Source organism: Pseudomonas sp. 05N36, from assembly GCF_056397385.1.
On sequence record NZ_JBFTNH010000001.1, the window covers coordinates 620,731 to 641,440 of the forward strand.

Here is a 20,710-nt window from a genome sequence, read left to right on the forward strand (position 1 = left end):
TTGGCAATGCCTGCGGCAACTTGAATAGAAATCCATGACTATCGACCTCTACGGATTCGGCCCGGCGCTCGCCGCTGGCGCGCTGATGACCGTCAAACTGGCCCTCTCGGCATTGTGCCTGGGACTGGTGCTCGGCCTGCTCGGTGCCTTGGCCAAGACTTCCCCGTACAAGCCGTTGCAATGGCTTGGCGGCACTTACTCGACCCTGGTTCGCGGTATCCCGGAATTGCTCTGGGTGCTGTTGATCTACTTTGGCACGGTCAACCTGATGCGTGCCTTGGGCGAGTTTTTCGGCAACCCCGATCTCGCGCTCAATGCCTTCGCCGCTGGCGTGATCGCCCTCGGCCTGTGCTTCGGCGCCTATGCCACCGAAGTCTTTCGCGGGGCGATTCTGGCGATCCCCAAGGGTCACCGTGAAGCCGGTGTTGCGCTGGGTCTTTCGAAATTCCGGATCTTTACCAGGCTGATCATGCCGCAGATGTGGCGCATCGCCCTGCCGGGTCTGGGCAACCTGTTCATGATCCTGATGAAGGACACCGCGCTGGTGTCGGTGATCGGCCTGGAAGAAATCATGCGTCATGCGCAAAACGGCGTGACCATGACCAAACAACCGTTCACCTTCTACATGGTCGCGGCCTTCATGTACCTGGGCCTGACGATTCTGGCCATGACCGGCATGCACCTGCTGGAAAAACGCGCCGCTCGCGGCTTCGCAAGGAGCACGCAATGAACTGGGAAGTCATCATCAAGTGGCTGCCGAAACTGGCACAGGGCGCGACCCTGACCCTGGAATTGGTGGCCATCGCCGTCGTCCTCGGTTTGCTGCTGGCGATTCCGCTGGGCATCGCCCGCTCGTCGCGCCTGTGGTACGTGCGCGCACTGCCTTACGCGTACATTTTCTTCTTCCGTGGCACGCCGTTGCTGGTGCAGCTGTTCCTGGTCTATTACGGCCTGGCGCAGTTCGATGCCGTGCGCGCGAGCGCGATGTGGCCGTACCTGCGCGATCCGTTCTGGTGCGCCACCGCCACCATGACCCTGCATACCGCGGCCTACATCGCCGAGATCCTGCGCGGGGCGATCCAGGCCATCCCGAAAGGCGAGATCGAAGCCGCCCGGGCGTTGGGCATGTCGCGACCCAAAGCGCTGTTCTACATCATGCTCCCGCGTGCCGCGCGCATCGGCCTGCCGGCCTACAGCAATGAAGTGATCCTGATGCTCAAGGCCAGCGCTTTGGCCAGCACCGTGACCTTGCTGGAACTGACCGGCATGGCCCGCACCATCATTGCCCGGACCTACCTGCCCGTGGAGATCTTCTTCGCGGCCGGCATGTTCTACCTGTTGATGGCCTACATCCTGGTGCGTGGCTTCAAGCTGCTGGAGCGCTGGTTGCGCGTCGATGCCTGCCAGGGACGCTGATCGGCCAGTGCTTGCGGGCGAGCAGTTGCTCGCCCGCTTCAAGGCACTGGACGAATTCCTGACCAAACACCAGGCGCTCTGGCGACCGAGGCCGTTTACCCATCGACAACTGCCGTGGGAAGCGGACTATCCCGAGTTGGCGGATTGGCTACGCCAGCGTTCGCTGGAAGACGCGGAAACCAGTCATAACCATCCTGAAGACCTTCAGGCGCCCGCGCCTTTTCCAGGACTTGCCGCGCAGGCCATTGCCCTCAGCGCTGTAGGCAACCTTCCCGTTCATTCGACCGAGCCTGCGACCCGACGACTGAACGTCGACGTGCCCGGGCGCAAATGGCAGCAGATCGAAGCCTTCGCCGGTTGCCTGCAATTTGCCGCAAAACCTCGACACTGGCTGGACTGGTGCTCGGGCAAAGGTCATTTGGGACGACGGCTGCTGCAAGCCGACCAACAACTGACCTGCCTGGAATATGACCCGACGCTGATCGCCAGCGGTCAGGCGCTGAGCCAACACCATCACCTTGCGGTCAATCATCTTCAACAAGACGTGATGGCCGCCGATGCGGCCGCGCGCCTGAGCGCCGAACACACGCCGGTCGCCCTGCACGCCTGCGGCGATCTGCATGTACGGCTGATGCAACTGGCCAGCGCGGCCGGCTGCAAACAACTGGCCATTGCGCCCTGCTGTTACAACCGCATCAGCGCTCACCAGTATCAGCCGCTGTCCGACGCAGCTAAAGGTTCCGGCCTACAGCTTTCCCTCGACGATCTGGCGCTACCACTGAGCGAAACCGTTACCGCCGGTGCCCGCGTCCGACGTCAACGCGACACGTCCATGGCCCGCCGCTTGGCCTTCGACCTGCTGCAACGGCAACTACGCGGTTGTGACGACTACCTGCCCACACCGTCACTACCCAGCGCCTGGCTGGATAAACCCTTCGCCGATTACTGCCGCGACCTGGCGGCGCTGAAAGACTTATCCACAGTCCCGGCGCAGGATTGGTCGGCGCTGGAAGCCGCTGGTTGGGAACGCCTGGCCCAGGTGCGCAATCTTGAGCTGCTACGCGGCCTGTTCCGGCGCCCGCTGGAGCTGTGGCTGGTACTCGACCGAGCACTGTTTCTCGAGGAACAGGGTTACTCGGTGCACCTGGGATTGTTCTGCGAAACCCCACTGACACCGCGCAATCTGATGCTGCTCGCCGAGCGTCGGCAACCCCTTCATTTCGATCAACAGCCTGTGGATAAGTCTGTTGATGAAACTTGACAAAAGCCTTTGGATCCATGGCTTATAGGCCAAAAAAACGCTTGGTCATTTTTTGTTCACATTAAAAAACAGGCGAAAAAACAGCCAGTTGCGATTTATTGAGAACTACTCCACAAAATACGCCGTAAACACAGCGAATCCATCCCCCGCTGTGCATAAGCATTAATCCGAAAGGTCATAACCAACCTCCGCTATCTGAACTATCGTTGCCAGGCGCCAGAACTCTCTGGCACTCAGGACAGCAAGGAGCTGGGACACAATGACCACACTGAAAAGTGCACAGGAAGCCGTCGATACCGTCGCCAACCAGGCCATTCTCGCGGCCATTCAACAAACCTTCGCCGTTGGCGGGGCGATCATCAACAATGCCACCGGCGAAGTCATCGCAGCACTTCACAACAACGTGTTAATGCCTTTTCCGGGGAAAGGCACCACCTACTTCCTCCCCCATGACCCGACCGCCCATGGCGAGCGACAACTGGTGGACTGGTACTACACAAATGCGGAATCGCTGAAGCTTCCGCCGCCCAACAAACTGACTATCGTGACCACGCTGGACCCTTGTGCCATGTGTGCCGGCGCTTTGCTCACGGCTGGATTCAACGTCGCTGTGAGTGCGATCGATGACTACGCGGGGGTTAACTACAACAGCCAGTTCAACTTCCCGTCATTGCCACCGCACATTCGTCAGCAGGCGCAAAAAACCTGGGGCTATTACGCGGTCGCCGCGCCTGTCAGCCGCGCTTATCAAGGCTCAATGAGCCCGGTGTTTGGCGGCCAGACCATCGACTCGGCGGCGTACTACCTCACCAGCTCGATCTTCTCTGCCAGCGTCAACACCGTGCGCGAGGCGAGCAACAACAGCGGTCTTGAGCCTTCGAAACTGAAAAACCCGGCCACGCTGCCGGCGAACAGTCCGGTACGCCAGGCATTGACCAAAGTGAGTCCGTACGCCTTGACGGTCACCTCCAGCAACCCGCGCGACCCCGGTGCGGAACTGGCGCCGCCGCTGCTGAAAACCGCCCAGCAAGCCAGTGTGTTCAACTCTGTGGCCTTGCTGGACCCCTTCGGCAACCTGCTGGTGTGCCTGGGCGGCGTGGAAAACCAGTCGCCGATTCGCACGGCATTCATGGAAACCACCCGCAGCTATGCGGTCATGCGCTGGACCCTGATGAACGACCCGGACCCGGCGGTACGCGCCCAGGCCGAGCAGTACCTGACGCACCCGAAATACGGCACCTTCGTGTTCCTCTACGCGCCGGACCCGGCCACCCCTCAAGCGGTGATGACCTTCGGCGCGTATGGCTCGACCATGGAAGGCCCGGTGCCGCAAAGCTACCCGTCGAACCTGCAATACGTGTTGCTGCCAGGCAACACCACGGCCCAGGAGCTGTCGCAACTGGCCCAGAACCTGCCGCCGTTCTATACCCAAAGCGTGCAGGTGGCTCCCGCCCAAGTCCTGAGCCAGGCCTTGATCAACGCGGTTAAAAACGGCGTGTAACCGACTGACCTCATACGCAAGACCAGGCCCGCCGAACCATCGGCGGGCCTACCGTGAAAACGTCTTATTGGAACCCTGTCATTCGTCAACAAAAGCATCCCTGCGGGCGACACGTTTAGACCGCGCGACAACCGTAGACTGATCAAGACAAGCCCTGAAGCGCTCAAGCACACACAAGGCGAGAGCCTTGCCAAAGGCCTGCTGAAAAATAGTCAGTAATCAGGGGTTTACAGAACCTCGCCAATCGCTATAATCGTCGCCCAACACGCCGGTATAGCTCAGTTGGTAGAGCAACTGACTTGTAATCAGTAGGTCCCGGGTTCGACTCCTGGTGCCGGCACCATACAAGGTTCCAGAGAAGGCTTTCAAAATCTCTGGAACCCCCGAAAAACCCGCCTTCTGGCGGGTTTTTTCGTTTTGGGGTTCCATCGGTTTCCGTCAGAAACTGGTGGATTCCAACCGTTTTAAGGGTAGAGTTTGGGATACAGGTCACTTCGATAAAAGGGAGTACCCTTATGTCGCGCACCACAGCTCCGCTCTCCGACGCAGCTTGCCGCTTGGCAAAACCTACAGACCGCGCCTACAAGCTTTTCGACGGTGATGGCCTCTATCTCCTAGTCCAACCCAATGGCCGCAAAGGCTGGCGGCTCCGTTACGTCAAACCTGACGGACGGGAAGGACTGACTTCGTTCGGCAACTACCCCGTCATTGGTCTCGCCGATGCGCGCCGCAAGCGCTTGGAGGTCAAGCGAATGCTGGCGGATGGCTTTGATCCTATAGAAACCAAGCACCAAGCCAAGGCGGAAGCCGTAATCAAAGGCAGAACCTTTGAAAGCGTTGCGCTCGACTGGCATACGGAAATGTCGGCCAAGTGGGCACCAGGCCATTCCAAGACAGTGATGAGCCGCCTCAAAACCCACGTATTCCCGCTGATCGGCGCACGCGCCATTGTTGATCTCGACACCCATGACCTTATGCAGCCCTTGGAAGCGATCAAGAAGCGCGGAACGATCGACGTTGCTTTAAGGGTACAAAACTACCTGCAGAGCATCATGCGCGAGGCAAAGCGCCTCCGGCTTATCACCATAAACCCTGCTTACGATCTCGAAGGCTCGATCAAAGCCCCGCGGGCGGTACATCGCCCCGCTCTACCCTTATCGCGACTGCCGGAACTGCAGGAGCGGATCGACACCTATAAAGGCCGGGCACTTACCCGTCTGACGGTGATACTGTCGCTGCATGTGTTTGTACGATCCAGCGAGCTGCGTTTCGCACGCTGGAGCGAGTTCGACCTCAAACGCGGCACCTGGGAGATACCGGACACTCGACCCGCGCTGGAGGGAGTACCCTTTTCCACAAGGGGTACGAAGATGGCAGGGGATATCCATTTAGTACCCTTATCGCCGCAAGCAGTGGCGCTACTCGAAAAAATCCATGCACTCACAGGCAAATTCGCATTGGTCTTCGCAGGGGATGCCAAACCCTGGAAGCCCATGTCCGAAAATACCGTAAACAACGCGCTTCGGACGATGGGATACGACACCAAAACCGATATCTGCGGGCATGGATTTCGTTCGATGGCCTGCAGCGCACTGATCGAGTCAGGATTGTGGTCGGAGACAGCCATTGAACGGCAGATGAGCCACAAGGAGCGCAACAACGTCCGCGCCGCTTACATCCACAAGGCCGAGTTCATCGAGGAGCGCAGGCTGATCATGAACTGGTGGAGCCGGTACCTGGAGGCCAACCGGCAGGAGCATGTCACTCCACACGAATTCGCGAACCAGACCGGACCGAACGTCACTCGCTTAAAAGCAAAACGTGGCGCAACTGAGTAAGCGCTCGGTCTTTATATCTCAGTGATCCGCTTGTCCACGCGGGTCCATCCAAACAGGGCTGCAAAGCCGCCCTGCTTGGATGGACCTCACTTAAAAAATCTAAAGCCCACACAACTGTCTGTGGAAAACCACTGATTTCCACCGGTGGATAATTTCATCCACAGCCGCAGAACTCCCGAAAATTCGAGCCTTGACCCGAATTATCCACAGGCGTAGAAAAGATCGGGCAAAGCGCTGTCGCCGACAGCAACCCAGGTAGCCAGAACCTTTAAGGCTACGCCATACGGTGGTGGTTCTCCCAAAGTGCGATTAGCGTCCGGCGGCTCGCACGGTCACAGCGATGTGATGGATGCCTACTTTTACCAGTGTGCCCACTGCGGCAACTCATCCTCTTTCATAGCTGCCCTGCAGCAACCTATCCGCTTGGCCATTCCCGTGCGCCAACCTGCGCCCGTCTCTTTCTCCCGGAAAGAGACGGGCGCTCCTACCGCTGCTGCAGCCCAACTCGTACAAGGCTTTGCGGCATCCCCCCTCGTGACAATCGGCGTGACAAACACCGAAGTCACCCGCAACAGCGATGCAGATGATGGTGCCGCAGCCCACGGAATGGACTGCACCTGACTGACAGTCAGGCATGCCCCGGTCATCGCGTTACTGCCTTCACCCGACTCAGGATCTCGCGGCATAGGTCTCGTCAGCCAGTGCAGCCTCCACCCGCCCACTTCTTCGGAAGTGCTCAGGAGGCCAGATCATGAGATGCCCAAGCTCCCGGTCGTAAAGAGCCGCCAGTCCCGTGTTAGTGGACAACCCTCACAGGTCGCAGGGGCCTTGATCCCTGATAACACTCAACATCCATGGCGGGATGACGTGGGGAAGGTTTCAAAGATTTTGGCTTCGAGAGGAGTTTGATCATGGCGTTGGTCGGTAAACGGGATGGGCGCAATTTTGGGTATGGACGGCAACTGAGTTATGCCGGGCCACAGGCATTGCGAGATCTATTTGGCGGCGGGCATTACGGGACCGTCAAAGCGCACAGCGATCGTTGGCAGGCATTTGTGCGCTGGTGTCGCTCAGACACTGGACCAGGACTCAACGATGCGCGCCAGATAGATCGCCAAACCTTGTCGGATTACGCGGCGCATCTGCGTCAATTGGTCGAGCGCGGCGACCTTGCCATTGCCACCGCACAAAACCGATTGTCCAGCGTCAACCGGACTATGGCAGCGCTTCGCGGGGATCAGTACGTGAAAGTGCCGAGCCCGAGCAAGATTTTGGAAATGCAGCGCACCACCATCCGCATGACAGTCCCACAAGGCCAGGATCGCGAACATTTGATACGCATCGTCGATGCGCTCCGCGAAGAGCATCCCCGTGCCGCCGCCATCGCGCTCTTGGCACGAGCCACCGGAATGCGTTTGCGGGAGGCGATTTTGGCCGACCTTCCGCGCCTCAAGCGTGAGGCCGAATATCACGGGAAGATCAACATTCAGGACGGCACCAAAGGTGGCCGTTCAGGCACATCGGCACATCGATGGGTCGCAGTGGATGATCATATTAGCGAAGCACTCAGGTATGCCGAACAGGTTTCACCCGCAGGCTGTCGCAATTTGCTCGCCCCGAATGAAAGCTACCTCGATTTCCAAAAGAGAGTCGCTCGCCCAGCCCGAGACATTCTTCATACACACAACCTCAAAGGCTTCCACGAATTACGAGCAGCCTATGCGTGCGAACGCTACGAGCAAATCACCCATCATCCCGCGCCCGTCAATGGCGGCAAGTGCTATCAGCTCGATCGAAACCTTGATCGAGAGGCCCGAGCACAAATCAGCTATGAGCTAGGACATGGTCGTATCGACGTGGTATCGGCGTACATTGGCGGGCGAGCATGAGCAAGCCATTCGATATGGAGGTTTTTCTGGTAGGAGTGCTGACCGGGTCGCCTGCCACACGCGAGCGTCACCTACGCCAAGCAAAGGCAATTCACGCTGCGATTTCTAAACGCTGGCACCGAGATAATCCATGGACCTGGCAGCGAAAGCATCTGGTCTGGTTTCTTGATGCGCACCTGAATCCGCGCGCTGAGTCGACACGCTACTACTATCTGTTGACCATACATTTACTCACTATTCGCTTAGGAAGGGCATGGCAATTCTATTGATAGTCGAGGATCAGCAACCAATCAGAAGCGGGCGATAGGAATTGGCCTCTTCGCCAGTATTTCGCAACATCGTCCGTGAACGCTAAATCGACACGGCATCGACCCAAGGTTCTCAGTCCGGCATAGGCTTGATCTATGAGCGATACCTGGCCTCACATAACGTGTAGATACCCAAGGCAATCGCCAGCCATAACTTACTTGTACAGGTCGGACTGACCTTGTCCGGGGGCGGTGTCAACTACTCGCCCAAAGCTTGCCTGTCTCACCTGATCGAACGTGGCGCATTGCGCGGGTTGGTCACGATTCCAGGACTGCCACGAATTCGACTCACTGCACTCTATCGTACCGATCACCAGTTTGGACTGAATCAGAATATGGCGCAGTTGGCGCTGCAATACTGTGATTGTTCCCGATTTCTGCTTTCAGTAGAGCCCAACCGTGCTCGGCGCCCTCGATCATCCCGGGCATCGCCATTTTCGTTGTATGGCATCAGTGCAACGATTCGTACACCGTGTCAGCCTTTGACCGGTTCAGATATTCATCGTAGATATTCTGGAATTTTCACGACAACTCTATCGTTCATTATATTTTACGACCGCTTGAAATGGTCGCCTCCCCCTACACACATGAAAGTATGAGCTTTTATAAGACCTGAGCTTTACCTTAGCTCAAAATAAAAAGCAAACACGAACATAATATCAAACACTCACAGCATGGTTTCTAGATTGACAGTTACAACAGTGCGACTATATGATTTGAATCAAGGACACGTTATTTTCACGGAATGAATCCAATGCTCCACCATCTCTCTCTGTGTATTCTGCTCCCTCCTGATTTTCTCATCGCATTGCGGTCCCCACTAACAGTTAATAGCTGGGACTCCCGTACCTATTTTCTCCACACGGCAGCATCTTAATAGATGCCAAAAATCTATTCGTATTGATCTTCGCGCTGAGATTTAACTCAGTGAAGGTCGCAACCTGCGAATGTAAACCTTAAAAGCCAATTAGCTTGAGTCTTGCGCCGGATATATGACGCAGGGAAAATATCGCCTATAAAATGAAAGGATTTCTATGAAGTTACTGGATAACGCTATCCGTTTTTCCTACCCGCTGCCTAATGGGCAAACCGTCACGCTTAACCTTGCGACGGAGGAGCTGCTGGGTGTTCGCATGAAAAAAAATGTGAAGCGCCTAATTGGTTGCTATGAGCAGGACATGCTCTTCTTGAACAAGGAAATCGAAGGGGACATTCAGCAGCATCTCGACGAACGATATGGCCGCGACAAAAGCAAGAAGGCTTTAGACGAGTTGAGAACACTTGAGGCTGTTGTATTTGCACCGGTCAGTGCACAGTTGGATAAAGTCGACTTCTCGGTCTCGGCAGATCAATTGAAGGCGTTTTTCGGTGCCCAATTGGATGAGGAGTTCGCTCGACTCAAAAATGGCGACTTTGATCCTACGCTTTCTTACATTCTCCACGATTCAAACGGCCAAGCGTTGATGAGAAGTTTGTTGACGCAGTTCTCGATTGAATTCCTCATCGAGGGCGCGCCAATGGGCCTTTACGCTACGGGCGCATTCGGCACCTTGCAGTCCCATCTGCTGCGGGTTTACCAGGACGAGATGGGCAACGGCGTTCCCGAGGACAAACACAGCCATCTGTATGAAAAGACGATGTTGGATCTTGGACTGAGCGATACGCCGGATGCGTATCAGGACCACTTCCTTACCAGCAACATGCTGGTCTCGGCTTATACTTATCAGATCTGCCACGACAAAAGTAAGTTCTTGCGTTACCTCGGCGCATTTTTCCGCAATGAAGCTTGCTTCATTGTGTGGCAAAAACAACTGGGAGAGTCTGTTCGCGAAATTTATAGCGGAAAAGTCGACTGTCATTATTTTGATGTGCACACCTCAGTCGATCAGGCACATGGTCGCTGGGTGCTTGACAATCTGGTGGCTCATGCATTGGAGCGTTTCGGTGATGACGCCGCGCCCCATATATTGCGCGGTTTTGTAGAGTTGATGATTTACCAGGATATTTTTGGCTTGGAACTTGATCATCAAATATTGACCGGCACGGTGGCAGAATCAACAGAGTCACCAAACTCAAATCTTCCATTTTCAAATCACATATCCCCCGGCCAGACCGAGCACCTTTTCTCTGCTCAGGAACTTCTCATCAATCTTCAGGGAAGTGGCAAACTCTTTCTCACGGATCCTTTGACTGCTACCACTTCGTCAGAGCGCGAACTGATTCGTCTCCCTCCATTTACCGCAGCCTATGTCATCGCCGGAAACGACGGCGTAAATTACAACTAAAAGTCTATAGCGGCGCGATTGTTCTTCAATCAATCGCGCAGCAACCGATACCTGATGACATTAATGCTTGGTTATCAAGCGTAAGGAACTTTCATGTCTAAAGAAAAGGCTCTGCCTGATCATGGCAATACATGGCTTCACTTTTTTCCTTCCGATCAACTTGGTAATACGGATGCTTTCCCTTCAACTTTAATTGAAGCGCAAGGGATCTATGTAACGGATGCGCACGGCCGTCGATATATGGATGCCATCAGCGGAGCGTATTGTGTGAATGTCGGTTATGGCCGCGACTCAATTGTCGATGCGGCCAGCCAGGCGGCCAAGACGCTTGCGTTTTGCTCTCCGTTCAGTTTTTCAAACCCGTACTCCACCAGGCTGGCTCAGACGCTGGCTGATCTGGCGTCCCCCGTCGTCGGAGCCAATGCACGGGTGTTCTTCACCAATAGCGGTTCGGAAGCGGTAGAGACCGCGTTGAAAATTGCTCGGGCTTTTGCCGTCAAGAATGGCGAAAGCCAACGCAAATGGCTGGTTTCTCGCGATCATGCTTACCACGGTGTCACCCTGGGCGCGCTGTCAGTTTGCGGGTTTGCGGCTTTGAAAGAGGAGTTCGGTCCACTTTTACCCATGACCGCGACCATTCCTTCGATGCGAGACAGCGGCGATCCCTTTTATGATTTGCTGAACGCCACCCCAGGCCGTGGCAAGGATGTGGCGGGCCTACTGGTTGAAACGGTCGAAACTAGTAACGGCATGGTGACGCCCACCACACAGTATCTTGATGGATTGAAACGATTGCGCGAGGAGACTGGCGCTTTACTGATCGTGGATGAAGTCATTACCGGATTCGGACGTCTCGGCAGTTGGTTCAGCGCTGAACACTATGGTCTGGAAGCAGACATCATTGTCTGCGCGAAAGGGCTCACAAGTGGATACGACTCCCTTGGGGCAACGATTGTCAGCGAACGCGTCGCTTCGGTCTTTGCCCAGGGCGACGAGAGCATGTTTGCCCATGGTGCCACGTTCGGTGGTCGTCCAGCCGCGGCCGCGGCGGCATCGGAAAATATCGGGATTCTCGAGCGTGAGCAGTTGCTTGGGAACGCCTCATCCATGGGTGTCTATTTAAAAGACAAACTGCACAGTTTGCTTAAAGACCATCCAAAGGTTTCCGATCTCACTGGTATAGGTCTGCTCCAGGCCATCCATTTGAAATCAGCAGACTCCTCAGCTCCCGCCACTGCGGAAGAAGTCGCGGTGATTCGGGAGCGCTTATTAAACCTTGGGGTCATCACCTCCTTGTATTACACCCGTAACGATCCAACGATCGAAATTGYCCCTCCACTGTGTATCAACCGGGAGCAGATCGATCATCTCTGCCTAGTTATCCTCGAAGCGTTGAACTGACTGTCGTTGAGCCTCAATCGTAAAGGACTATAAGAGATGACATTCGATGAAATCGAACACACAGATCCGGTGCGCAATACACAAGTGCAAGGTGAGGAATATGAAAGATCGACAGTGAATGAGGCGTCGGTCAGTCTCGAACGGGCAGAGGCAGTGGGTACGAAGGACGCTGACTTTGAAGCCAGCCTGCTGACAGCCTGGCTTATAACGGCTTGCTGGTACGCCAACTGGGCGGAAGAGGTGAACAGTGTCGTCGTCTCTCGCGCAGGACATTTTAATTGCCTGAATGTGGATCCGCATGCGCCAGCTAGTGCACTTCGCGCTGCCTGCAAAAAAGCCCTGAACGACATGTTTGGCGCGCAGACCGCCCCGTGGCAGGTACGGGCCTGGTCAGACATCGAACAATGCCAGGGCTTATTCGGTACGGCCCGACTGCAGATGTGTGTCAGAGAAGCCTCGGTCGAATTACTGTTCGACAGTCAGATTCTCGACAAAAACCTGGCTCATGAGATTTTCGACACACTGCACGCTATCGCAACTGCCTTGCAGAGTGATGAATGCGTTACTCCGCAACAACTTGTGGAGCTTGCAAGACCTGTGCAGTCGAACTCTGAATTGCTGGGCAAACTGCACGGCGTCGTGGATCAGGATGTGCTGGAAGCGTTCGAGAGCCATGCATGCCGGAATCCTGAAAAAGTAGCCATTTGTGATGCTGGCACGACTATAAGTTACGGGCAGTTATCGATGTATACCCGGAAGCTCGCAGCAGAGCTTGCACGTGACGGAGTAACCGCCGGCAGCCGTGTTGCGCTGAGCATGCCGCGCTCCAGCGGTTTTGTTGTTGCCGCGCTGGCGTTGCTTTCGCTGGATGCCATCTACATTCCAATAGACCTCGAACTTCCTGCTGAGCGAAGCAAAATGATGCTTGAGGATGCGCGGGTAGGGTGGATCATTGGTAGCGATGCCATAGTAACAAGGGTTCGCTCGATAGCCGAAACCCAATCCGAAAGCGACTCGGGTTGCGGGTATGTGCTGTTCACCTCGGGAACTACGGGTCGGCCCAAGGGGGTGCTGGTTTCTCGCTCATCACTCTCGTACTACGCCAGCGTTGCCAGACATTCGTTCAATCTCACTGGCCATGACAGGGTTCTGCAATTTGCTACCGTATCGTTTGACGCCTCTGTCGAGGAAATTTACCCCTGCCTGATGGCCGGTGGAACTGTGATCATCCGCGATTCGTCTGTCGATTTACGACCTGCCAGATTTCTGGAGTTCGTGCATGAACAACAGATCACCTTCCTTGACTTGCCGACCGGGTACTGGCGAGAGCTGAGCCTGGCCTGCACATCGGAAAACCTCCGCTTTCCACCTAGCGTTAACCTGATTGTCATTGGTGGAGAAGCGCTCTACAAATCAGATATCCACGCCTGGTTCCGTCTCCCCGCACCTCGCCCTACCCTGATCAATTCTTACGGTCCGACCGAGACAACCGTTGTCACAGCCTTCCAACGCGTGCGACCACCCAGTGCAACCGACGACTCAAAGAACGATATCTCCATCGGCCGCCCAATTGCCGGAAGCAGAATTGTCTTGCTCGATCGCTTTGACAACCCGGCGCCACTCGGAGGAATGGGGCAGATATGCATATCCAGCCCAGGTGTGGCCGTGGGGTATCTGAACAGCCCTGAAATGACTGATGAGAAGTTCTTCGTCCGGGTGGAAAGCGATCGAAGTCAGCGCCGCTACTACAAGAGTGGAGACCTAGGACGCATCGGCACCGACGGGGCACTCGAATATCACGGGCGCATGGACAATGTGGTGAAGCGTCAAGGCTTCAGAATCAGTCTTGGTGAAATCGAGTCGATCGTCCGGACGCTGCCCGAAGTGTCAGATTGCTGCGTGTTCATGACCGAAGCGGGTAGCAATGGCAAGCTACTGTGCGCGGTGCAATTGATGCCCGATGTCGAGGTGACTCAAGCGGATGTTCTCCACCAACTGAGCCTGGATCTTCCGTCCTATATGGTTCCGAATAGCTTCGTCCTGCTCGACGAAATACCACGTACCCTCGCTGGAAAGATCGATTACAACGCGGTGCGGGCTCTTGCGACCGTCACTGCCGAGATCGAGGATAGCGGCAAGACCGGCCGGCAGCAGGAAAGCGAACTCATGGTGGGAATACGCTCGATATTGGGCGGTCGTGAACTGAATTGGGATGCCAGTCTTGCGGAGAATGGTGCCGACTCATTGGAAATCGTGCGGTTAGCCGTATTTCTGGAGCGGCACAGCGGTCGAGAATGGCCATTGTCGACGCTGTACCACTACTCGAGCGTGCGGGCCATACTGACCGACGCAGGTAACTCGATGGTCGCACAATACCCTGCTCGACACTTCCGCGACTGGCGCTACACAGAGCTTGATCGACTCAAAGGTTTGCTCCGTTTCGGCGTGACACGATCCGGTCGTATTGAAGACGGCATTCTTGTGACAGGAGCTACGGGGCTGCTCGGACGCCACATGGTCAAAGACCTACTGAAAAAGACGCAACGTCCAATTTACTGTCTGGTTCGCAACTCACCCCCGGGAGCGCCCGAATCCCTGCGTCGAAAACTGATGCAAACGCTCAATGTGAGGAATGAGGAACTGCACCGACTGCACATCCTCGTTGGCGATCTGACCCTCAATAACTTCGGGCTGGACGAGGAGTGCCTGCATACCCTGCAACACAGCATCGGCGATATCGTACATTGCGCCGCCGATACCAACATGTTGTTGCCTTACTCGAAATTGGTGACGACTAATGTCCTCGGGAGCCTGAACCTCATCAATCTGGCGCTCTCAAGTGACGCTGGTTTCCACTTCGTTTCTTCTATGGCTTTGTTTGATACCAAACCACCACTCCCGACAATCTCCCCAAACACCAAAATAACGGAAGTGGATAGCGTGACGTCCGGTTATCTGCAAAGCAAATGGATGATCGAAATGTTGCTGGAGCAACTCGGCGCGTCGGGCCTCAAGGCAACAATTTATCGCTGCGGTCGACTTTGGGGCGGCACCACAAACATCGCTGAAGCCAGCAACGACTACGTCTTTCAGTTCTTGAGTGTCTGCCTGCGAATAGGTCAATTTCCGATCATGCCAATGCAGTTGGAAGTCTGTCCGGCGGATCGCATCGCTGGCCAGATCGCCTCATCCGTAGTAAATCCGGCTAGGCAACCCATGACTGCCGCAAACATCTATCATCTGTGCTCCAGCAAAAGCCACACCATGGACGAAATCTACACGGCCATGCGTCGGCAGGTAAGAGATCTGGCGCTGGTGAATTCGGCAACATGGCTTGCAACGTTGAATGCTCGCATTTTGGCCAATCCGCAGGATGTCCCGGCGATGAGAGTGTTCGCAGTCGTGAAGTCGCTGTCGCTTTCAGATTGTATCGATGACCTGGCGATCAATGAAGCGACCGCCTCGCATGAATGCTGGGAGCATGGCGAACCTCCCGGCCTCACACCGGAGCAGATGGTCTACACCGTGATTGCAGGATCAACCCCTCCATATTCACAGGCTCAAGCGGTCGCGCGTTGATGACGCTGAACCGAGACATTCACTTAACAAGGAGTTACCAAATTGACGCGCTATATCAATTTTCTACTGCTCGCTCTGATGGGCAGCACCTGGGGGCTCCATTTCGTACTGGTAAAGAAAATCACCAGCGCCGGGGTTCATGCCGATTTGATCCTGTTTCCGACGCTGATCGGGGTGGCTATTGTGTTCCTGGCGATGATGGCCGTCAGTCGCAGTTCGTGGCGTATCAACCCCTCGTGGTGGGGCTTCCTGATCATTTGCAGCGTACTCGGCTACGCCTTTCCGATCTGGCTTGAGCTGGTGGTGGCGCCTTATATCGACTCAACGCTGATTACACTGATCGTCACCAGCACACCAGTTTTTTGCATCATGCTGGGATTTCTGCTGCGTCTGGCAACGGTTACGGTCTGGCATCTGTTGTGTGCAGCACTGGGTATTGGTGCCGCAATGATGCTCCTGCTGCCCAGCGCGGCGCTTCCGCAGGGATCGTCACGTTTTTGGTTGGCGGCGGCCATTGGGGTTCCGGTGAGCTATGCGCTTTACAACCTGTACGTCGCCGCTGCCTGGCCGAAAGGCCTAGGGGTGTTCACCATGGCAGCATATGAGTCTGTGCTTGCTGCATTGCTGGCACTGCCGTTATTTGCTACTTCAACGTCGGAGACGGGCTATCAGGAGCTTGTGCAACATGGACCTGAGGTGACGCTGCTGGTGATCGTCACTGCAATTGAAGTTTGGTCGTTCTTCGAGCTAGTGCGCCGGGCAGGTGGGATTTATGTTTCGTTCGCCAGCTTCGCAGCTCTGGCGGCGGGGATTGCATGGTCAGCATTGTTACTAGATGAGCAGATCACTCCATGGATGAATGTGAGCATCGGCGCGATTGTGCTTTCACTGTTGTTGTGTCTGATCGGGGATCGAAGCCAAGCCCGAAGGACGTCTCTGAGCGAAGTTTGAAGCCAGGGCAGACATGATCGAAGCAGCCCTGTCGACGTTTGCCGATGCAACCGCCGACAGGGTTGGAAGAGGATTAGCACGAACATTTTCACCTACCTCTCCGAGTCCCTGTTTTTCCACCTAGAGCGTCAATTCCATCACAGCTTCCTCCAGCGCGAGAATGTCCTTACCGGGTATCGAGACGGGTCGAATAAAATGCGGGGGGTGATTAGGATAATTTTAGGGATAGAAAAATTTATAATTAAGCATAAGTAATAAATAAAACAGTTGGTTAATGTCTGATTCGACTCTTGGTGCCGCACCATACAAAACGAAGCCCCTGCAGAAATGCAGGGACTTTGTTGTTTCTGGCGTTTGGAAAAACCCGCGCTCCCGCCTAGGCCCCTTTGCCAAGAAAAGGCGCGGTTTCCACTTCCAGCATCAGCAACACCATTTCCGTTAATTCGGCGTCGGACTTCTGTCCTGCATAGAGGTCATGGAGTGCTTTGGCGAAGGGAATACGCAGGTCCTGGTTTTCTTCGTGGGCGCTATCGCTGTATTGCATGAGTTCGCTGATGGCGCGCATCACTGCCGCTTGCCACCGAGCGGTGGTCCTAAGACCATCGCCGGTGATTGCAATCAACTTATCCTCCGTCAGTTGGCGAAGGGCGGGTTCCCGCAACGGCTTAAGCGGCTTTGGGTTGCGAGTGTTCTTTGACATACCGGACGATACTCAGCGTTTCCTGCCGGAACTGCTCGTAGTCGATCTGCTGGGCGTTAATAAAGGTGCTGCCCATCATGGTCAGCGACCCCATAAAGCTGGCTTCGGAAATTTCCTCGTCGCTCGCGCCAAACAAGCGCGCGGCTTCGGTATGGAACAGGGCGCAATACTTACAACGAGTCGCCCCGGACACTGCCAGACCTATCAACTCCTTGTACTTGTTAGGAATCCTGGTTTCTGCCAGCCAGAAATCCCGGGCTACGCCCCAGAATCCGTTCGCTGCACCTTCCGGCATCTGCTTGATCCACTCCGGTACCTGACCCAGGGTCTGCTCAATTTCCCGATAGGTATCACGAATGGCCATTTGGCACCTCCTTACCTCTCTGGAGACATCTGCACCAGAGGTACAACTTAGTTTAGTTCGCTGGCGGCCATGCCAGAGCCGGCAGCAGGACAACTCCAGCAACGAATCCTTAAATATCGTAGAAACAACAGGATGGATTTAGACTTTTTTGGCGTAATGGCGGACCACTAAATGCTTGGAGTTATCAAACAAAGCCCCCGCAGTAATGCGAGGGCTTTGTTGTTTCCGGCGTTTGGAAAAGCAGGTCTTAGTGACCCGCACTCTGACCGCCATCGACGTGCAGGATTTCGCCGGTGACGAATCCGGCGGAGTCCAGATACACAACGGCCTGGGCGATGTCGCTGACTTCACCCATGTGCCCGACCGGGTGCAAATTGCCCAGCGCTTCGTGGGTTTCTTCGGCGTGCATCGGCGTTTTGATGATGCCGGGGCTGACCGCGTTCACGCGAATGCCGCGCTTTGCGTATTCGATGGCCAGGGATTTGGTTGCCGCGTTGAGGCCACCTTTGGTCAACGATGCCAGTACCGACGGCACGCCGTCGACCGCGTGGTCTGTCAGGCTGGTGGTGATGTTGACGACGTGGCCGCGGCATTGTTTTTCCATCTCGGCGATGGCGAGTTGGGTTATGTAGAAGAAGCCATTCAGGTTCACCGACAGCACCGCGGCGTAGTCTTCGTGGGTATAGGCGGTGAACGGCTTGGCGACGAAGATCCCGGCGTTGTTGACCAGGGTGTCGATACGGCCAAAACGTGCGATCGCTTCACGAACCACGCGCTGGGCTATCGCCGGGTCGCCGATGTCGCCCGCCACGGTGAGGATATCCGGGTCGGTGGACGGTTTGATCGAACGCGAGGTGGCAACCACCCGGTAATCGAGATCACGGAAGGCCTTGACCATGCCTGCGCCGAGACCTTGGGATGCGCCGGTAATAACAATGACTTTTTTCGAATTGCTCATGATGAACCTCTACAAAATAATGGATTTTTAAACGTGATCAATCAGGCTTCAGCGAGGGCCTGCGCCATTTGCTTCAGCATCTGTTCGTAGTACTCGACCGATTGCGAGCCGGACACCAGGTGGCGACCGTTGAGGATCATCGCCGGTACCGAGTTGATGCCGTGCTCGCGGTAAAACGCTTCAAGCTCGCGTACCTCGTTGGCAAACGCTCCGGACGCCAGCACCTCACGCGCACGCGCCGCATCCAGACCCGCTTCCGCCGCCAGACGGACCAGCGTCTCGCGATCGCTCGGGTTCTGGCCGTCGCTGAAATAAGCGCGCAGCAAGCCTTTCTTCAGTTCGATCTGCCGCCCTTCCTGCAATGCCCAGAACAACAGACGGTGAGCATCGAAGGTGTTGTAGAAGTGGCTGCGTTTCTCCAGATCAAAGGTGAAACCGATGGCTTGACCACGGGCGATCTGCATCGCTTTGCCGGCCGCGATGTCCTCGGCGCTGCGCCCGTATTTGCGCATCAGGTGCTGGACCGCGTTTTCGCCTTCGGCCGGCATGTCCGGGTTCAACTCGAAGGGTTTGAAGGTCAACTCGACCGAGACTTCACCGGCCAGGTTCTCGATGGCTTGCTCCAGCGCCGTCACACCCAAGGCGCACCACGGGCACACCACATCGGAGATGAAATCGATGGTGACGGGCTGAGTCATGACTGCCCCTCTGCCAGTTGTTTTCGGTACTGGGTGGTGGTGATCCCGGCATAGCCCCAGTTATCGGTGTCGACTTCTTCGATCACGATATGGGTCAGGTCCGGGCGTTTGTTGAGGACCCGCTCCAGGGTTTCAGTGATTTCGGCGATCACCTGAGCTTTCTGCTCCGAGGTAACGCCATCGCGGGTAATGCGTACGCTGACAAAAGGCATGACGACTCTCCAGTGACCTTCCCTTCGGGATGATGGGCAGGTGGTGGAGATGACTGTATGGCGTTGCCTTGGTGGGATAAAGATGGGTTCAAGTACATCATTAGTGACGTGATGTAATTAATACGGGCGGGATATTGATATGTCTAAACCGGCTTTCCGCCCCTGAAAAATCCTGGAAGAACGCTGATTTTGAGCGTGTTTATGGGCCATATCCAATGCCCGGTTTACTCGCACTGATAAGGTCGTCGCCAGGTTTTTTGAAATTATGAAAATTATGGCTGGGCAATAATTATTGCCCAGCCATAATTTTCACTAAAACTCCCCCGACCAAAGCTTCCAATTCGCCACGCTTGCGGCCCTCCCCCATGCAGGCTAACCTTCAGCCGTCGCTGCCAAATCAGCGGACGGGCGTAGGAACCCGAGTTAATCAAGGCGCAACAGCGCCCCATCAGCTATTGCAGGCGCTTTTTTTGTGTCCGCGATATCGTGCAATGGTGGCTGTGCGCGGGACACCTTCGGGTGTGCCGGGTGCCTTGATTCCCGGTTTTCCTACCCCGCGTACGGCCGCCACCCAATCCCGTAGGAAGGACGGTTGCGGCTCCCAACAGTCAAGGAGCTAGACGATGCACACCATAAATCCGTCCAAAGCCTGCATTTTCAATCACCGCGTTAATCCCTCGAACGTCCTTCAAATACTTATCGTCACCAGCGACCTCCCACATCTCGGAGGTGCCCAATGACTAACCCCCAAGATCTGAAAACCATCGGCCTCACGCCCTTCTCCATCCATTCCGACCAACCCCTCTTCCGCGTCAACAGTGGCGTCCCGATCCGCGAAGCCCTCTCCCACGTTTCCGACTTGCTCCACCTTTCCAAACTGCTGGCCGAAGACGCGGCGATGGAGCGCAATACGGACCGCTATGCCTGGGCATCGCACTATTTGCAGGAGATGAGTAAGGCGGTGATCGATGACGTGGTGAAAGTGCTGGGCGCGCCGGGTAATAACCGCAGCCAGTAACGTCGTGACCCGAACCTGATCCGCACGCAAGAAAAAAACCCGAATCATTCGGGGCTTTTCGTACGTGCGTCTCAGACCTCGCTGACTTCAAACACGAACGAGATCTCGCGGCTGCTGGCGCTCCAGACGTAGCGGATGGGCGTACGCACGCCAGTGGTTGTCATCAAAACTCCATTGTAAGGATCTCATCGTTAAACATCGGATACCGTTTCCTGGTTCTGATGACCACCGACGCTTGGCTCGCCTTCAGGTTGACACATGCGTCATCTGTGGCAGAAAATCGACCCGAGAGCGCGAAACCGACTGCCTTCAGGTGGCGATAGTCGGCGTT

At 55.6% G+C, this 20,710-nt stretch carries 17 protein-coding genes and 1 tRNA gene; 13 read left to right on the forward strand and 5 right to left on the reverse strand.

Annotated features, from left to right (window positions below; translation table 11 throughout):
• Positions 1-34 precede the first annotated feature (34 nt).
• The 12 genes from AC1DIH_RS02860 to AC1DIH_RS02915 all read left to right on the forward strand — a co-directional run bounded on the left by AC1DIH_RS02860 (position 35) and on the right by AC1DIH_RS02915 (position 16,429).
• Positions 35-730, forward strand: coding sequence for an ABC transporter permease (locus AC1DIH_RS02860; RefSeq protein WP_477770495.1), 696 nt, complete (start codon positions 35-37; stop codon positions 728-730).
• Positions 727-1,416 (forward strand): ABC transporter permease, encoded by a 690-nt coding sequence (locus tag AC1DIH_RS02865; RefSeq protein ID WP_477767849.1) that lies wholly within the window; start codon positions 727-729, stop codon positions 1,414-1,416. Before AC1DIH_RS02860 ends, AC1DIH_RS02865 begins: the two co-directional genes overlap by 4 nt.
• Positions 1,397-2,677 (forward strand): methyltransferase, encoded by a 1,281-nt coding sequence (locus AC1DIH_RS02870; RefSeq protein ID WP_477770496.1) that lies wholly within the window; start codon positions 1,397-1,399, stop codon positions 2,675-2,677. The genes AC1DIH_RS02865 and AC1DIH_RS02870 overlap by 20 nt, the downstream gene beginning before the upstream one ends.
• Positions 2,678-2,936: 259 nt before the next feature.
• Positions 2,937-4,178, forward strand: coding sequence for a nucleoside deaminase (locus tag AC1DIH_RS02875; protein WP_477770497.1), 1,242 nt, complete (start codon positions 2,937-2,939; stop codon positions 4,176-4,178).
• A gap of 267 nt (positions 4,179-4,445) precedes the next feature.
• A tRNA-Thr gene (locus AC1DIH_RS02880) sits at positions 4,446-4,521 on the forward strand.
• 172 nt (positions 4,522-4,693) lie between these two features.
• Positions 4,694-6,016 (forward strand): tyrosine-type recombinase/integrase, encoded by a 1,323-nt coding sequence (locus AC1DIH_RS02885; RefSeq protein ID WP_477770498.1) that lies wholly within the window; start codon positions 4,694-4,696, stop codon positions 6,014-6,016.
• Positions 6,017-6,927: 911 nt separating this feature from the next.
• Complete coding sequence (locus AC1DIH_RS02890) at positions 6,928-7,905, forward strand: integrase domain-containing protein (protein WP_477770499.1); 978 nt, start codon at positions 6,928-6,930, stop codon at positions 7,903-7,905.
• Positions 7,902-8,174 (forward strand): hypothetical protein, encoded by a 273-nt coding sequence (locus tag AC1DIH_RS02895; protein ID WP_477770500.1) that lies wholly within the window; start codon positions 7,902-7,904, stop codon positions 8,172-8,174. The genes AC1DIH_RS02890 and AC1DIH_RS02895 overlap by 4 nt, the downstream gene beginning before the upstream one ends.
• Positions 8,175-9,247: 1,073 nt before the next feature.
• Positions 9,248-10,498 carry an iron-containing redox enzyme family protein gene (locus AC1DIH_RS02900; protein WP_477770501.1) on the forward strand — a complete coding sequence of 417 codons (1,251 nt, stop codon included), beginning with the start codon at positions 9,248-9,250 and terminating at the stop codon, positions 10,496-10,498.
• Positions 10,499-10,591: 93 nt separating this feature from the next.
• Complete coding sequence (locus tag AC1DIH_RS02905) at positions 10,592-11,899, forward strand: aminotransferase family protein (protein ID WP_477770502.1); 1,308 nt, start codon at positions 10,592-10,594, stop codon at positions 11,897-11,899.
• Between the two features lie 36 nt (positions 11,900-11,935).
• Complete coding sequence (locus AC1DIH_RS02910; RefSeq protein ID WP_477770503.1) at positions 11,936-15,478, forward strand: amino acid adenylation domain-containing protein; 3,543 nt, start codon at positions 11,936-11,938, stop codon at positions 15,476-15,478.
• Between the two features lie 42 nt (positions 15,479-15,520).
• Positions 15,521-16,429, forward strand: coding sequence for a DMT family transporter (locus AC1DIH_RS02915; protein ID WP_415766195.1), 909 nt, complete (start codon positions 15,521-15,523; stop codon positions 16,427-16,429).
• A 376-nt stretch (positions 16,430-16,805) separates the two neighbouring features.
• On the opposite strand, the gene AC1DIH_RS02920 is transcribed toward AC1DIH_RS02915, so the two are convergent.
• The 5 genes from AC1DIH_RS02920 to AC1DIH_RS02940 all read right to left on the reverse strand — a co-directional run bounded on the left by AC1DIH_RS02920 (position 16,806) and on the right by AC1DIH_RS02940 (position 19,361).
• Positions 16,806-17,051, reverse strand: coding sequence for a hypothetical protein (locus AC1DIH_RS02920; RefSeq protein ID WP_024265214.1), 246 nt, complete (start codon positions 17,049-17,051; stop codon positions 16,806-16,808).
• A 43-nt stretch (positions 17,052-17,094) separates the two neighbouring features.
• A complete protein-coding gene (locus AC1DIH_RS02925; RefSeq protein ID WP_123582097.1) occupies positions 17,095-17,493 on the reverse strand; it encodes a carboxymuconolactone decarboxylase family protein in 399 nt (132 codons plus the stop codon).
• A gap of 247 nt (positions 17,494-17,740) precedes the next feature.
• Positions 17,741-18,451 (reverse strand): SDR family NAD(P)-dependent oxidoreductase, encoded by a 711-nt coding sequence (locus tag AC1DIH_RS02930; RefSeq protein WP_477770504.1) that lies wholly within the window; start codon positions 18,449-18,451, stop codon positions 17,741-17,743.
• Between the two features lie 41 nt (positions 18,452-18,492).
• Complete coding sequence (locus AC1DIH_RS02935; RefSeq protein WP_477770505.1) at positions 18,493-19,149, reverse strand: DsbA family oxidoreductase; 657 nt, start codon at positions 19,147-19,149, stop codon at positions 18,493-18,495.
• Positions 19,146-19,361, reverse strand: a complete 216-nt coding sequence (locus AC1DIH_RS02940) for a tautomerase family protein (protein WP_019691259.1) — start codon at positions 19,359-19,361, stop codon at positions 19,146-19,148. The genes AC1DIH_RS02935 and AC1DIH_RS02940 overlap by 4 nt, the downstream gene beginning before the upstream one ends.
• A gap of 736 nt (positions 19,362-20,097) precedes the next feature.
• Between AC1DIH_RS02940 and AC1DIH_RS02945 the strand changes: the two genes are divergently transcribed.
• Positions 20,098-20,379: a DUF3077 domain-containing protein gene (locus tag AC1DIH_RS02945; protein ID WP_145016713.1), complete on the forward strand. Its 282-nt coding sequence runs from the start codon at positions 20,098-20,100 to the stop codon at positions 20,377-20,379.
• The last annotated feature ends 331 nt before the right edge of the window (positions 20,380-20,710 follow it).